The organism is Chromohalobacter sp. HP20-39 (assembly GCF_033052815.1).
Taxonomy (GTDB): Bacteria; Pseudomonadota; Gammaproteobacteria; order Pseudomonadales; family Halomonadaceae; genus Chromohalobacter.
The window spans coordinates 348,549-362,778 of record NZ_JAWHTP010000001.1; the positions used below are offsets into that span (position 1 = coordinate 348,549).

At 62.7% G+C, this 14,230-nt stretch carries 14 protein-coding genes and 1 pseudogene; 10 read left to right on the forward strand and 5 right to left on the reverse strand.

The features are described 5' to 3' along the window. Nucleotides 1-4 precede the first annotated feature (4 nt). The gene (locus tag RVY79_RS01605; protein WP_317462274.1) at nt 5-340 is read right to left on the reverse strand and encodes an exopolysaccharide biosynthesis protein; all 336 of its coding nucleotides are present in this window, start codon (nt 338-340) and stop codon (nt 5-7) included. 23 nt (nt 341-363) lie between these two features. On the opposite strand from RVY79_RS01605, the gene hemN reads away from it, so the two are divergent. Then, entirely contained in the window at nt 364-1,752 is a 1,389-nt protein-coding gene (gene hemN / locus RVY79_RS01610; protein WP_317462275.1) for an oxygen-independent coproporphyrinogen III oxidase, read from the forward strand. A gap of 3 nt (nt 1,753-1,755) precedes the next feature. Then, nucleotides 1,756-2,229: a hypothetical protein gene (locus RVY79_RS01615; RefSeq protein WP_075368147.1), complete on the forward strand. Its 474-nt coding sequence runs from the start codon at nt 1,756-1,758 to the stop codon at nt 2,227-2,229. 44 nt (nt 2,230-2,273) lie between these two features. On the opposite strand, the gene RVY79_RS01620 is transcribed toward RVY79_RS01615, so the two are convergent. The 3 genes and pseudogenes from RVY79_RS01620 to RVY79_RS01630 form a co-directional block, all read right to left on the reverse strand. Next, on the reverse strand, nt 2,274-3,461 hold the full coding sequence (locus tag RVY79_RS01620; protein ID WP_247620462.1) for an NnrS family protein: 1,188 nt from the start codon (nt 3,459-3,461) through the stop codon (nt 2,274-2,276). Continuing rightward, nucleotides 3,462-3,608: pseudogene (gene sdhB / locus RVY79_RS01625) on the reverse strand (succinate dehydrogenase iron-sulfur subunit); the annotation flags it as partial. Between the two features lie 386 nt (nt 3,609-3,994). Then, nucleotides 3,995-4,513 carry an SCP2 domain-containing protein gene (locus RVY79_RS01630; protein WP_075368150.1) on the reverse strand — a complete coding sequence of 173 codons (519 nt, stop codon included), beginning with the start codon at nt 4,511-4,513 and terminating at the stop codon, nt 3,995-3,997. A 325-nt stretch (nt 4,514-4,838) separates the two neighbouring features. Here RVY79_RS01630 and RVY79_RS01635 point away from each other — a divergent pair, with 325 nt between their 5' ends. Beyond that, complete coding sequence (locus RVY79_RS01635; RefSeq protein WP_317462276.1) at nt 4,839-5,021, forward strand: hypothetical protein; 183 nt, start codon at nt 4,839-4,841, stop codon at nt 5,019-5,021. Beyond that, nucleotides 4,972-5,661, forward strand: a complete 690-nt coding sequence (locus RVY79_RS01640; RefSeq protein WP_317462277.1) for a CZB domain-containing protein — start codon at nt 4,972-4,974, stop codon at nt 5,659-5,661. The genes RVY79_RS01635 and RVY79_RS01640 overlap by 50 nt, the downstream gene beginning before the upstream one ends. Before the next feature lie 45 nt (nt 5,662-5,706). Here RVY79_RS01640 and norR read toward each other — a convergent pair whose 3' ends face one another. Continuing rightward, nucleotides 5,707-7,242 (reverse strand): nitric oxide reductase transcriptional regulator NorR, encoded by a 1,536-nt coding sequence (gene norR, locus RVY79_RS01645; RefSeq protein ID WP_317462278.1) that lies wholly within the window; start codon nt 7,240-7,242, stop codon nt 5,707-5,709. A gap of 184 nt (nt 7,243-7,426) precedes the next feature. Between norR and RVY79_RS01650 the strand changes: the two genes are divergently transcribed. The 6 genes from RVY79_RS01650 (at nt 7,427) to RVY79_RS01675 (ending at nt 14,226) form a co-directional block, all read left to right on the forward strand. Next, nucleotides 7,427-7,903, forward strand: coding sequence for a hemerythrin domain-containing protein (locus RVY79_RS01650; protein WP_245846339.1), 477 nt, complete (start codon nt 7,427-7,429; stop codon nt 7,901-7,903). Continuing rightward, nucleotides 7,896-10,187 (forward strand): nitric-oxide reductase large subunit, encoded by a 2,292-nt coding sequence (locus RVY79_RS01655; RefSeq protein WP_178999293.1) that lies wholly within the window; start codon nt 7,896-7,898, stop codon nt 10,185-10,187. Before RVY79_RS01650 ends, RVY79_RS01655 begins: the two co-directional genes overlap by 8 nt. A gap of 246 nt (nt 10,188-10,433) precedes the next feature. After that, nucleotides 10,434-12,164 (forward strand): ribonucleoside triphosphate reductase, encoded by a 1,731-nt coding sequence (locus tag RVY79_RS01660; protein ID WP_178999292.1) that lies wholly within the window; start codon nt 10,434-10,436, stop codon nt 12,162-12,164. A 31-nt stretch (nt 12,165-12,195) separates the two neighbouring features. Beyond that, nucleotides 12,196-12,357: an anaerobic ribonucleoside-triphosphate reductase gene (gene nrdD / locus RVY79_RS01665; RefSeq protein ID WP_075368156.1), complete on the forward strand. Its 162-nt coding sequence runs from the start codon at nt 12,196-12,198 to the stop codon at nt 12,355-12,357. 47 nt (nt 12,358-12,404) lie between these two features. Further along, nucleotides 12,405-13,130, forward strand: coding sequence for an anaerobic ribonucleoside-triphosphate reductase activating protein (locus RVY79_RS01670; RefSeq protein ID WP_178999291.1), 726 nt, complete (start codon nt 12,405-12,407; stop codon nt 13,128-13,130). Between the two features lie 100 nt (nt 13,131-13,230). Further along, nucleotides 13,231-14,226 carry a peptidase U32 family protein gene (locus RVY79_RS01675; protein ID WP_178999290.1) on the forward strand — a complete coding sequence of 332 codons (996 nt, stop codon included), beginning with the start codon at nt 13,231-13,233 and terminating at the stop codon, nt 14,224-14,226. Nucleotides 14,227-14,230: the final 4 nt, after the last annotated feature.

Consider the following 14,230-nt stretch of genomic DNA (forward strand, 5'->3'; position numbering starts at 1 on the left):
CATATCACAGCAGGGCGTATGCCACGCCGCCGACCGTCCCCCCGGTGAGGATCAGCGCCAGCAGCGCCCAGAGTCCATCATTGGCCATCAGCGACAAGCCGAACATCATCAAGGCCAGCCCCGCGCCATTGGCCGAGAAAGGCACCACTTCCATCAGCGGCATTGCTAGGGCAATGAGAAAGCAGAAAAGCGCCACGAGGCAGGTGCCGGTGCGCTGGCAGACCTTCCCGCTCAAGCCGACACCTTGCGGTTGCCTTTGAGCGCTGACGATTCGTTCGATCGCCTCGAAAATGATCGAAAGCAACTTCCGTGACAGCAAGACCTCGTATAGTGCACTCATCACTCCCTTCTGGTGACATGACCATGAGTCAAACACAGGTCTTCGACCGTGCCCTGGTCAACAAGTACGACTTCCCCGGGCCACGTTACACTTCCTATCCGACTGCACCGCAGTTCCACGAGTCCTTCGCGCTGGACGACTACCGGCAAGCCACCGAGATGAGCAACGGCGACCCGTTACCCAAGCCCCTGTCGGTCTATGTCCATATTCCGTTCTGCATGAGCCTGTGCTACTACTGCGCCTGCAACAAGATCATTACCCAGAAGACCGAGAAAGCAGCCGAGTACCTTGGTTATCTGAAGCGCGAGATCGCCCTGCATGCCGAACTGTTCGACGCCGACCGTCGGTTGACCCAACTCCACCTGGGCGGCGGCACACCGACCTACTTCACCGACGAACAGCTTACCGAGCTGATGGATGCCTTGCGCCAGGCGTTTCGCGTCGATACCCGCAGCGCCTACGAATTTTCCGTGGAAGTCGACCCACGCACGGTCACGCCCGAGCGAGTTCACGGCCTGCGCCAACTAGGCTTCAACCGTTTGAGCTTCGGCGTTCAGGATTTCGATCCTGACGTGCAGGCCGCCGTCAATCGCATCCAGAGCGAAGGCCAGGTTCGCGCTCTGGTCGAGGCAGCCCGCGAGGCCGACTTCGATTCGATCAGCGTCGACCTGATCTATGGCCTGCCGCTGCAAACCGTAGAGAGCTTCGATACCACCCTGGCCAAGATTATCGATATTCGGCCAGATCGCATCGCTGCCTACAGCTATGCCCACCTGCCCAGCATGTTCAAGGCTCAGCGCCTGATTCGCCCGGAGCACATGCCGCCGCCGGAGCGCAAGCTGGAACTGCTCGAGCTGACCATCCAGCGCCTGACCGCTGCGGGGTACGTCTACATCGGGATGGATCACTTCGCGCTGCCCGATGACGAACTGGCCCAGGCCCGCCAAAACGGCACGTTGCAACGCAACTTCCAAGGCTACTCCACACATGCCGACTGCGATTTGATCGGCCTGGGTGTCTCCGCCATCGGCAAGGTAGCCGACAGCTACAGTCAGAATACCAAGACGCTTTCTCGGTACTATGCCTGCCTCGATGCCGGCCGCCTGCCGGTCGAGCGCGGCTACCAACTCAATGACGACGACCGTCTGCGCCGTGATGTAATCATGGCCCTGATGTGCCATGGTCACATCGACATGGCCCATTTCGAGTACCGGTACAATATCGAATTCGCCCACTATTTCGCCGACTCGCTGGATCAGCTGTCCAGGCATATCGCCGATGGCCTGGTGGCGATCGAGGGAGGTGCAGTGAGGCTATTGCCCCGGGGGAAACTGATGATGCGCAGCGTAGCCATGGCCTTCGACGCCTACTTGGGCGAGGGCCAGCGCGGCCTGTTTTCGAGAACCGTGTGACACATGGAATACTACTTTCTGGCCCGGGTCGTGCATGTGCTGGCCGTCGTGCTATGGATCGGCGGCGTAGCGATGGTGACCACCGTCCTGCTACCGGCAGTGAAGCGCTTCAAAAGCGATACGGAGCGCGTGGCATTCTTCGAGAAAGTGGAAGCACGCTTTGCCTGGCAGGCACGCATCACCACGCTGCTGGCGGGACTCAGTGGTTTCTACATGCTGGATGTCGTCGGCTGGCAGCGCCTGACGATGATCGAGTACTGGTGGATTCACGCCATGATCGTGGTGTGGCTGATCTTCACGCTGATGCTGTTCGTGTTCGAGCCGCTATTCCTGCACCGCTGGCTCCATGCACGCGCCGAACGCGCCCCCGGATCCACGTTTCGGCTCGTCCAGGGGCTGCACTGGTTCCTGCTCGTCATCAGCCTGATTACGATCGCGGGGGCGGTGGCAGGTAGCCACGGCTGGTTCTGGATATGAACATCCCAGACGGCAATGGGTTTCACCATATTCCGAGCTTGCATTCAGCCGGGGCGCCCGTCAGCGCGTGGTCGGCTCAGGATCGGCCAGTAGATAAGCACGAAAAGTAGAAAAGCAACCACCCAGGCCACTGCCGAGACGGTGAGCGCAGGATAGGCCAGTTGCGGCACGAAGGCCGCAATCACTCGCACCGCCCCCGCAGTGATGACAGCGATATAGATCCATATCGCCAAACGCGGCAGACGCATTGGCCGCCCCGTATGCCCCACCGCTACACGGGTCATCACGCCCAGTATCAAGGTACCGCCTGCTCCGGCCCCCATCGCGTGCATCCAGACACTGGGAGATAGCGCCAACCAAGGCGTCATCGCCTTGAGAAGCAGGGCAACGACAATCCAGGCCATGGCAAAGTGAAGAATCCATATGAGGGGCTCCCCCGAGGCCTTCCAACCCCGCCAGGCATGGAGTCGCCAACCATTGACGAGTGCGGCGAACAATGCCATGAGACTAGCCAGCACAGGAAAAGGCATCGCCAGGTCGACCGGCACCATAGCGACCATACTCCAGAAGGCCGCACGATCCAGCGCCTCCGAGCGTCTCACCTGGGTGGGATCCTTGCCCTGCATGCGTAGCCAGTTGGCAGTGAACGCCGGTGTGATCCGACCGCCGATTACGACCATGATCGTGGCAATCAAATCCAGCGCCAGGACTTCACCCAGCCGCCCCCCGATAAGCCAAAGCCCACTGAACCCCAGGTGCATTGCGAGGTTGGCTCCGGTGAGTAGAGAGAGCAGCGCAACCAGCACCAGGTTGCGGTAATTGCCGTGGCGCAGCAGCACTTGTGCGACATATGCCGCCATTGCCGGCAAGAAGGCCAGATCGATCGCCGCGATCAGCCACAGCGGCAGCCAGCCCGACAGCCACATTGCTACCCGCCCAGCTGTCCACAACAAAATCAACGCCAGCAGACCGCCACCCTTCAGAGGTGGCGCTCCCGTCCAGTTGCACATGGCGGTGAGCAAAAACCCTGCGATGGCTGCCGGCATCATGCCGAAGAGCAGCTCATGCGCATGCCACTGGACCGGATTCACACCCAGCGGCAGGGGCAGCCCGCCGAACAGGAAGGCAGTCCATGCCGCTACCAAGCTTGCCGCGTAGAGCGCGGTGAGCAGGAAGAAGGGCCGGAACGCATAGGCGAGCAGCACGGGCCCGTCGTTATGGCGGAAGCTCACTTAAACACCCTCTTTCAATAGCATTTCCCGAATACGGCCGATGGCCTTCTTCGGGTTCAATCCTTTAGGACAGACCCACTTGCAGTTACCGATCTGGCGACAACGAAAGACACTGAAAGGATCCTCGGGACTCTGCAGACGCTCTCCCGCCTCGATACGTCGCCCGCCGAGCGTTACCGGGCAGGTGGCAATACGCCGATTGGACATCAAGGGCGCATCCATACGCAGGATCTCCCCCTCCGCCGGTAGCGCGTCGACCAGCTTGTCGGCAATATCACTGTAAAGAGGCTCGAAATCGCGCATGGGGCCCGGCGCGAAGTAGGGTTCGATCAGGCGCCGGAAGCGGGCATGCTCCGGCGGGTCCATGGCATTGGGTACGGCTTCGGCGCGGGGATCCCAGTCCTGGTGGGGAGAATACTCGCTCATTCTGTCTCCTTCGGGCACCGGCCCCGAGGTTACCGGGCCCAGTGCCATGATCTAGGCGGGGGTAAGGCCATCAGGCCAGAACGAGAACGCAGACGTCTTGACTTCAATCAGGAAAGCCTATCCTCTCCCCCTGGCGTCTCCGGAGACGTCCGGGATGACTGGGCACCGCGATCGTGACGCACCAGCCGCTCCAGGCGTTCCAGCCACTTGCCCAGGCGGCCCTGAGCAAGCCCTTCCTCGCGACCGTCGAGCAGATTCTTGACCGTCAGACCCAACTCGGTGTCGCCTTCGATCAGCAGGCGGCGCTGGAAGAACAAGGCATCGGGATCTTCGTGGCGGGTCGCCAGGCACAGGAACTCACGCCAACCACCACGAATGGTCGCCTCGCCGGCCTCGCGGCAAAGCACCAGCCGCCCTGCTTCCAACCCCAGGGTCAGTACCGCATCCAACTCCTCGACCCTCAGCGTGATGCGGCGTCCGTCGAGGGCATCGAACTCGCCTTCGACCAGCGGCTCGGCGAAAGTTCGGTTGAGCAACGGCTCGACCAAGCGACGCTTGAGTGCCAGCGGAGCTCCATGATCGAGAGCCCGCAACAGAAGCAACGGTGGCGGTAACGACAATGGCATGGTGACCCTCCTCAACGATCGGTAGCCACCCATCATGCCACTGAAGCAACACCGCAAGCCTGACTGATATCAAGGTTGTCGCACGTCTTCCCGATGGCGAAAGCCGTTGTCTCTTGTCCCGCCTCTTCTCCGTCCATCACTGGTCCATCATGGGCAAACCATCGATATCGTTCAGGTTCTCACGACCATGGAGACGGTCATCATCACCTCATTACACCGGGTAAAATCGACCTACTCCGTATTAATTATCGAAAGATCAAACAGTTAAAGTTGGCACGCTTCCTGCCATAGAGAGGTACACGCGTTACCACAGGAGCACGCCACCATGACCCTTCTCGCCTTTCGCCATGGCAGATCTCGTCAACACACCGAAAGCGCACATACCGAAACGCTGCGTGCCGAGCGCGACCGACTTCAAACTCGCATCGAGGCGGCACGGGCCGGCGATGCGGGGCGCGGTGTCGCCGTGGTGGCCCGAGGTACGCCAGCTCGCCTCGCGCACCAATGATGCCACCGACGAGATTAGCGGGTTCAACGGCAGCATCCTGAGCCAGGCCGACCAGGTCGACCAGGTCGACGGCGTGATGGTCGACAATGCCCGCAAGGCCGAACGTCTGAGCGCCGAAGCCAGCCACGTGATGCAGCGTACCGAGCAACTGTTGGACCTGACCAGTGAAAGCAGCCCGACGCTCTCCTTCTCTGCCATGCTCAGCGAGGTCGAGCTCGCCAACCTGGAGGAGTTGGAAATCAAGCTGGAGGTCTATCGCATTGTCATAGGGATTTCGGACAAGACGGCCGACGACCTGCCCGATGAAACCCAGTGCGCCCTGGGCCGCTGGTACTACGAGGGAAAGGGTAGCCAGCAGTTCTACAGCGACAAGGACTTTCAAGCGCTGGAAGTCCCGCATCGCGAAGTCCACCAACAAGCCATCGACGCCGTGACGCATCATCAGGAAGGACGCATGGACGACGCGATGGCAGCCCTGTCGCGGATGGAGTCCGCCAACCTGGATGTCATGAAACGACTGCGCTATATCATGCGCAAATATCGCCCGGATACGCAGCAGACGATGTTACCCGAGGCCGAAAACTTGCCCGAGGCGACCGAGGCGTCCGCCCTACCGCCCGCCCGAGCCTCGCTTCTGTGAAACGTGTAATGGGGAGAGGCAGGCACCAAAATAGCTAACGCCCGATTACTTTATCCCCAAGCGGCGCGCCAACTTATGTAGATTGCTGGCATCGACCTTGAGCAGCCGCGCCGCCGCCGACCAATTGCCGCCCGTACGCTCTAGGGCGTGACGAATGGCGTGACGCTGGCTGCGCGTCACGCTGTCGTACAGCGACCCCGCCGGGGTATCCCGGCGCGATGTCACCGCCGCCTCCGAAGCCGTCATAGTCGAGAAGGTGGAAACGGCCAGCGGCAGGTCGAGCAGCTCGGGCTCCAGCGTGACGATATCCTCGCGGCGCGCGCCCTGACTGAGTGCCTTGATCACCGCCCGGCTGATGACATGCTCGAGTTCGCGGACATTGCCCGGCCAGTCGTAACCGCACAGCGCATCCTCGGCGTCGGGCGATAATCGCAGGCTGTGTACCCCCAGGCGGGCTCGATTGAGTTCGAGAAAATGGCCGGCCAATATCAGTACGTCGTTGCCCCGCTCACGCAACGGTGGAATCGGCACCGGATAAACCGAGAGCCTGTGATAGAGGTCGGCGCGAAAATGGCCGGCGCGCACGCTGTCGTGCAGATTGCGGTTGGTGGCGGCGATGACGCGCACATCGACATGGCGCGGTTCGTCTTCGCCCAAGCGCTGGATCTCGCCATTTTGCAGGGTCCGCAGCAACTTGGCCTGGATAGCGAGTGGCAATTCGCCGACCTCATCGAGAAGCAGCGTGCCGCCGTCCGCTGCTTCGAAGCGCCCCGCGCGGGCGCTGCCCGCCCCCGAGAAGGCACCCTTCACATGACCGAACAGCTCGCTCTCGGCCAACGACTCCGGCAACGCCGCACAGTTGACCTGAATCAGCGGGTGCTGCCGACGTCGAGAATGCTGGTGCAGATAGCGTGAGAATAGCTCCTTGCCGACCCCGGTCTCGCCCGTGAGCAGCACGGGCAGTTCGGAATCCGCCACCACTTCAAGCTCATCCAGTAACTGACGAATGGTGGGACCTTGCCCAATGATCTCGCCCTCCTGACGTTCACTGATGTCCTTGGCGGCATCGCTTCGCGACAGGCGCAGGCGACGCACGTCCTGCTCCAGACGCGTCAAGCGCACGGCAGCCTCGACCAGCAAGGTGAAACGCTGCAGGTCACTGTGGGCACGTTCGTCGAAGGTTCCGGGGGTGAGCGCGTCCAGGGTCAATGCCCCCCACAGGTTGCCCTCGACATACAGGCTGATGCCCATGCAATCGTGCACCGGCAAGGGGGCACCGATGTGATTGTCAACCAGGCCATCGTAAGGATCGGGCAGGGTCGAATCAGGTGGAAAGGCCACCGTCTCTCGCTGGGCGAGGATCGCCGTCAGGCGTGGATGCTGAGCCACGATGAAGCGCCGCCCCAACACCTCGCGCGTCAGCCCCTCGACCGCCACCGGGCATAACGCCTCGCTGTCGAGACGTAAAAGGCCTACCGCCCCGCAGCGGAAGTATTCGCGCAGCGTCTTCACCAGGCGTTGCAGGCGTACCGCACTGGGCAATTCAGCGGTGAGATCGGCAAGCACGGTTTCTTCCAGCATGGGTAGGCTCCTGAGCGCTCATAATGACACCACGGGTATTCGCCACCATGGCCTGGTCATTATTACCCCGACATCGCTGGGTCGAATTGACCTCAATCAACGTTCCTCGAGTCAAATCAACCGGTTAAAGATTGGCATGCAACCTGCAATGAAGGAGCGTCATTTACCGTTACAGGAGCACGCCATGACGCTTTCGGAGCGATCTCCCAGCGAACTGATCGATCATATCCTGGCCCGTTATCACGCCATCCATCGCCAGCAGCTGCCCGAACTCATCCGCCTGGCGCGGCGCGTCGAACAGGTCCATGACACGCATGTCCAGTGCCCCCGCGGCCTGGCCGATCACCTCGAAGAGCTGCATCAGGCACTGGAAAGCCATATGCAAAAGGAAGAGAGCGTGCTGTTCCCGAGGATCAAGCGTGGCGGCACCGCCCGTGGCCCCATTGCCGTCATGCGTTTCGAGCATGACGAACACCATGAAGCGCTGGATCAGGTGATGGTGCTGACGCGCGATCTCCAGGCGCCCGCGGACGCCTGCACGACTTGGCGTGCGCTATACGACGGTTTGCGCGAATTCCGCGAGGACCTGGTCCAACACATGCAGCTGGAAAACGACGTCCTGTTCGAACAGGCCTTGGTGCAGGAGGCTCGGCATGGCTAATTACCGCAAGCTCTGGGGCCTGCTGCTGATCGTCCTGGGCGTCACCTTCGCCTTGCTGGGCTTTTTCGGCAAGGAGGTCTACCGCCAGGCGCCCCCGATCCCCGACCAAGTGGTGGCGACGAATGGCGAACTCTTGATGACCGAAGACGACATCCTCGACGGCCAGACCGCCTGGCAGTCCGTCGGCGGCATGCAGCTCGGCTCGATCTGGGGACATGGCGCCTATCAGGCCCCCGACTGGACGGCCGACTGGCTGCATCGCGAGCTGATGGCCTGGCTGGAACTGGCTGCCGAGGAGACCTATAGCGCGTCCTACGCCTCTCTGAGTCCGAGCGAGCAAAACCAGCTCGAGTTCGAACTCAAACAGGCGTATCGCACCAATACCCTGGATGCCACCAGCGACACGGTGACCGTCTCCGAGCGACGCGCCCGGGCCATGGCCCAGACCGCCGACTACTATAGCCGCCTGTTCAGCGACGATCCCGCGCTACAGAGCACTCGCGAAAGCTACGCCATGAAGGAGGATACGCTGCCCAGTGCCGCGCGCCGCGAGCAGTTGACCCACTTCTTCTTCTGGACGGCCTGGGCGGCCGCCACCGAGCGCCCGGGAAGCGTGGCGACCTATACCAACAACTGGCCGCACGAGCCGCTGATCGACAACGTTCCCACGGCGGAAAACATCTTCTGGTCGCTGGCCAGCGTGGTGCTGCTGATCGCCGGTATCGGCCTGTTGATCTGGACCTGGGCGTTCCTGCACAAGGAGAACGCGGCCGAACCCGAGCCCCCCATCAAGGATCCGCTGACCGGCATCGCGCTGACACCATCGCAGCGGGCGCTGGGCAAATACCTGCTGCTGGTGGTCGGCCTGTTCGTCTTCCAGGTGTTCGTGGGCGGCGCCACCGCGCATTACACCATCGAAGGCCAGAGCTTCTACGGCATCGAGCTGTCCCGCTGGTTCCCCTATACGCTGCTGCGTACCTGGCATATCCAGAGTGCGCTGTTCTGGATCGCCACCGGCTTCCTCGCCGCCGGCCTGTTCCTCGCCCCGATCATCAATGGCGGCAAGGATCCGAAGTACCAGAAGCTGGGCGTGGACATCCTGTTCTGGGCATTGATCGTCGTGGTCGCCGGCTCCTTCATCGGCAACTACCTGGCGATCGCCCAGGTCATGCCCGCGGACCTCAACTTCTGGCTGGGCCATCAGGGCTATGAGTACGTCGACCTGGGCCGCCTGTGGCAGATCGGCAAGTTCACCGGCATCGCCTTCTGGCTGGTGTTGATGCTGCGCGGCATCGTGCCCGCCCTGCGTCGGCCCGGCGACAGGCACCTGCTGGCCCTGCTGACCGCCTCGGTGGCCTGCATCGGCCTGTTCTACGGCGCCGGCTTCTTCTATGGCGAGCGTACGCATCTGTCGGTGATGGAGTACTGGCGCTGGTGGATCGTCCACCTGTGGGTGGAAGGCTTCTTCGAGGTGTTCGCGACCACCGCGCTGGCCTTCATCTTCTGCACCATGGGGCTGGTCTCCCGCCGCATCGCCACCACCGCCAGCCTGGCCTCGGCCTCGCTGTTCATGCTCGGCGGCATTCCAGGTACCTTCCACCATCTGTACTTCGCCGGCACCACTACGCCGGTCATGGCGGTCGGCGCCACCTTCAGCGCCCTGGAAGTCGTGCCGCTGGTGGTGCTCGGCTACGAAGCCTGGGAGCACTGGCGCCTCAGGCAGCGTGCCCCCTGGATGGAGAACGTCAAGTGGCCGCTGCTGTTCTTCGTCGGCGTGGCGTTCTGGAACATGCTCGGCGCCGGGGTATTCGGCTTCATGATCAACCCGCCGATCGCGCTGTACTATATACAGGGACTCAACACCACGCCGACCCACGCCCACGCCGCCCTGTTCGGCGTCTACGGCTTTCTGGCACTGGGCTTCACCCTGCTGGTGCTGCGCTACATCAGGCCGGGCCTAGTATTCAACGACCGCTTGATGAAGGTCGGCTTCTGCTGCCTCAACGCCGGCCTGGCACTGATGCTGTTCACCAGCCTGCTGCCGGTGGGTGTGATCCAGTTCATTGCCAGCGCCAGCGAGGGCTTGTGGTACGCCCGCAGCGAAGCCTTCATGCAACAGCCACTGCTGGAGACACTGCGCTGGATCCGCACCGTCGGAGATGTGGTGTTCATCGTCGGCGCCCTGGCCGTGGCCTGGCAGGTCGTCTCCGCCTTGTGCGGGCGCGCACGGCGTCAGTCGACCGAGAGCGCCGACAGCGAGGCCAAGGGCAGCGTTGCGACCTGATACTCCCTAACCCCTACCGCATCGACTCAAAGGATGGCCCTTGCGGTCATCCTTTCTTCGTGCTGCGCGGTGGTGTCAGGCTCCCCCCGGTCGACCTGGCCCCGGCAGCCCCGTTCAGGCGGGTATCACCACCGATTGTCCTTTTCCTGATCTGCATCATGTCTTTTCAACTCTGGGGCGCCTACGCTTGAAAACACATCATGTAGTGCATTTTAAAAATATCAATACCATATATGGGAGCAACCGGTGACAAGTCCCTCCGTGCAGCGCCATCACACCATCGACGTCGCCTCGACCGTCAACGAATACCTGCAACGCGCCGATTGGCGCATCAATGCCAACGCCAACCAGGGCTACTCCCTGGGCGGGCTGATTCTCAACGCCTCGGGCAAGCTGATCGCCAACTACTGGCTCAACGAGATCTATCCTGCTGTGGTGGGTGCAGCGCACCGCCAGGGCGACCTGCACATCCACGATCTGGATATGCTCAGCGGCTACTGTGCCGGCTGGTCACTGCGCAACCTGCTTGCGGAGGGTTTCAACGGCGTGCCGGGACGGGCCGAAAGCGCACCGCCCAAGCATCTATCCAGCGCCCTGGGCCAAATGGTCAACTTCCTTGGCACCCTGCAGAACGAATGGGCCGGCGCCCAGGCGTTCAGCTCCTACGATACCTACCTGGCGCCCTTCGTACGCAAGGACCGGCTCGACTATCCAGCAGTGAAACAAGCGGTGCAGGAGTTCATCTACAACCTCAACGTGCCGTCGCGCTGGGGCAGCCAGACACCCTTCACCAACCTCACCTTCGACTGGATCTGCCCGCAGGACCTACGCGATCAGGTTCCGGTCATCGGCGGCGAAGAGCAGCCCTTCACCTATGGCGAGCTGCAGGCCGAGATGGATCTTCTCAACCGCGCCTACCTGGAAGTGATGGAGGAGGGCGACTGCCGCGGCCGGGTCTTCACCTTCCCGATCCCCACCTACAACATCACCGCGGATTTCGACTGGGAGAGCGGCAACGCCGAGCGGCTCTTCGCGCTGACCGCCAAGTACGGTCTTCCCTACTTCCAGAACTTCCTCAACTCTGACCTGGAGCCGCACATGGTGCGCTCCATGTGCTGCCGGCTGCAGCTCGACCTCAGCGAACTGCTCAAACGCGGTAACGGCCTGTTCGGCAGCGCCGAGCAGACCGGCTCGCTGGGCGTGGTGACGATCAACTGCGCGCGCCTGGGGCACCGCTTCGCCGATGACAAGGCGGGGCTCCTCAAAGAGCTGGACCGACTGCTGGAACTGGGCCGCGACAGCCTGGAGATCAAGCGCGAGTGCATCCAGCGGTGGATGGACGACGGCCTATACCCCTACAGCCAGCGCTACCTGGGCACGCTGCGCAACCACTTCTCGACGCTGGGTGTGAACGGCCTCAACGAGATGGTGCGCAACTTCAGCGCCGACCGCTTCGATATCGCCGCCCCGGAAGGTCAGCAACTGGCCCTGGAACTGCTGGATCACGTCCGCGAGCGGATGCGCGAGTTCCAGGAAAGCACCGGCCACCTCTACAACCTGGAGGCGACCCCGGCCGAGGGCACTACCCATCGTTTCGCCAGGGAAGACCGGAAACGCTTTTCCGGCATTCTCCAGGCCGGTACGCCAGAGGCCCCCTACTACACCAACTCCAGCCAGCTGCCGGTGGGGTTCACCGACGACCCCTTCGAGGCGCTGCTCCACCAGGATCCGCTGCAAACCCGCTATACCGGCGGCACCGTGCTGCATCTCTACATGCGCGAGAAACTTTCCTCGGCACGGGCCTGCAAGCAACTGGTGCACACCGCCCTGTCACGTTTCCGGCTGCCTTACCTCACCGTGACACCGACCTTCTCGATCTGTCCGGTACACGGCTATCTGGCCGGTGAACACGAGTTCTGCCCGAAGTGCGACGACGCGCTTCTGGCCAGACAGGCCTCGGCTGCCGAGAAAGCCTGAGGTCATTCCCTCAGCGTAAAAGGAGCATCACATGAACCCTACCATCGAGAACCTGCCCACCGAACAGCGCCAACGCTGCGAGGTCTGGACTCGCGTGATGGGATACCATCGCCCGGTCAGCCAGTTCAACCGCGGCAAGCAGTCCGAACACCGCGAGCGTCGCCACTTCAGCGAGCGCGCCGCCTCCTTCTGAACCCACCACGATGCCGGGCGCCCACAGGCGCCCGGCCGGGATAGGCCATGACCGACACCGATACTCACCGGCCACGGCTGCCCGTGGCCGGCCTCACGCCCATGACCACCCTGGACTACCCCGACCACCTGTCCTGTGTGATCTTTCTGCAGGGCTGCCCGCTGCGTTGTGGCTACTGCCATAACCCGCAGATGCTCGAACCGCGCAAGGCCACCCCCGAGGAGTGGGCCAAGATCGAGGCGTTTCTCGAACGCCGCCAGGGCCTGCTGGAAGCCGTCGTGTTCAGCGGTGGCGAGCCCACGCTGCATGCCGGCCTTCCCGCAGCCGCCGAGCGGGCCCGCGCCCTGGGCTTCAAGGTGGGGCTGCATACCGCCGGGGTCTATCCACGGCGCTTGCAGGCACTGTTGCCCTGGCTCGACTGGGTGGGACTGGACGTCAAGGGAGCCGACGCCGATTTCGACCGCATCGTCGGTCGCCCCGGCATGGCTGCCGTCCATGAGCGCAGCCTGGCATTGCTGCTGGAGAGCGGCATTCCCTTCGAGTGCCGCACCACGGTGCATTGGCGCGATTTCGACCTGGCGAGCCTGCAGCGGCTGGCGCTCGATCTCGCTGAACGCGGCGTCGCTCGCTATGCCATCCAGTTGGCGCGCACGGGACAGTGCCTGAACCCCAGCTATGCCACCCCACCGCCACGACGCCCTGACGGCGAGGCCCTGGAATCGCTACTCACGACGCTACGCCCCACCTTCGAAAGGCTCGAACTGCGCGACTGAGCCATCATTCACGAACCACACTTCGCCATGACCAGAATCAACAGTCGACGTCGAATACGCGACTAGAATGGTCGGGCTTTGAAACCATGAGGAGAGCGACATGGAACTCGTCTGCCCGGCTGGCAACTTGCCCGCCCTGAAACGGGCCGTGGACGAAGGCGCCGATGCCGTCTATTTCGGCTTCCAGAACGCCACCAACGCCCGACAGTTCGCCGGCCTCAACTTCACCGACAAGCGCGCTCGCGAGGGTATCGACTACGCTCATGCCCGTAGTACGCGGATGTTCTGCGCCATCAACACTTATCCGCAGCCCGACGGCTGGGTGCAGTGGACCCGCGCCGTGGATCAGGCCGCCGAACTCGGCGTCGACGCGCTGATCCTGGCCGACATGGGGCTACTCGACTACGCTGCCCGGCGCCATCCCGACATGGCCCGCCACCTCTCGGTACAGGGCTCGGCCACCAGCCATGAGGCGCTACGCTTCTATCACGACCAGTTCGGCATCACACGCGCCGTGCTGCCACGGGTACTCTCCATCACCCAAGTGCGCGACCTGGCCAGGCAGAGCCCGGTGGAGCTCGAGGTATTCGCCTTCGGCAGCCTGTGCATCATGGCCGAGGGGCGCTGCTATCTCTCCTCCTACCTCACCGGGGAATCGCCCAACACCCGCGGGGTCTGCTCGCCGGCGGCCCATGTGCGCTGGGAGGAAACCACCGAGGGGCTCGAGTCGCGCTTGAACGGCGTGCTGATCGACCGCTACGGCGAGGGTGAGCGGGCCGGTTACCCCACCCTGTGCAAGGGGCGCTTCGAGGTGGGCGGCGAGACCTACCATGCCATCGAAGAGCCCACCAGCCTCAACACTCTGGAACTGTTGCCGGAGCTTGCCGAGCTGGGCATCAGTGCGGTGAAGATCGAGGGGCGCCAACGCAGCCCCGCCTACGTTTCGAAGGTCGCCGATATCTGGCGTCAGGCGCTCGACCGCCTCGAACGCACCCCCGAGCGCTTCCATCCCGATCCCGCCTGGGTAGCCGGTCTCGGCGAAGTCTCCGAGGGCGCGACCACCACCCTGGGCGCCTACGAACGCAGTTGGAAATAGGAGA

Excerpts from the sequence above, each read along its gene's own strand:
- RVY79_RS01605 (WP_317462274.1), bottom strand. The coding sequence starts at position 340 with ATGAGTGCACTATACGAGGTCTTGCTGTCACGGAAGTTGCTTTCGATC.
- hemN (WP_317462275.1), top strand. The coding sequence starts at position 364 with ATGAGTCAAACACAGGTCTTCGACCGTGCCCTGGTCAACAAGTACGAC.
- RVY79_RS01615 (WP_075368147.1), top strand. The coding sequence starts at position 1,756 with ATGGAATACTACTTTCTGGCCCGGGTCGTGCATGTGCTGGCCGTCGTG.
- RVY79_RS01630 (WP_075368150.1), bottom strand. The coding sequence starts at position 4,513 with ATGCCATTGTCGTTACCGCCACCGTTGCTTCTGTTGCGGGCTCTCGAT.
- RVY79_RS01635 (WP_317462276.1), top strand. The coding sequence starts at position 4,839 with ATGACCCTTCTCGCCTTTCGCCATGGCAGATCTCGTCAACACACCGAA.
- norR (WP_317462278.1), bottom strand. The coding sequence starts at position 7,242 with ATGCTGGAAGAAACCGTGCTTGCCGATCTCACCGCTGAATTGCCCAGT.
- RVY79_RS01650 (WP_245846339.1), top strand. The coding sequence starts at position 7,427 with ATGACGCTTTCGGAGCGATCTCCCAGCGAACTGATCGATCATATCCTG.
- RVY79_RS01655 (WP_178999293.1), top strand. The coding sequence starts at position 7,896 with ATGGCTAATTACCGCAAGCTCTGGGGCCTGCTGCTGATCGTCCTGGGC.
- nrdD (WP_075368156.1), top strand. The coding sequence starts at position 12,196 with ATGAACCCTACCATCGAGAACCTGCCCACCGAACAGCGCCAACGCTGC.
- RVY79_RS01670 (WP_178999291.1), top strand. The coding sequence starts at position 12,405 with ATGACCGACACCGATACTCACCGGCCACGGCTGCCCGTGGCCGGCCTC.
- RVY79_RS01675 (WP_178999290.1), top strand. The coding sequence starts at position 13,231 with ATGGAACTCGTCTGCCCGGCTGGCAACTTGCCCGCCCTGAAACGGGCC.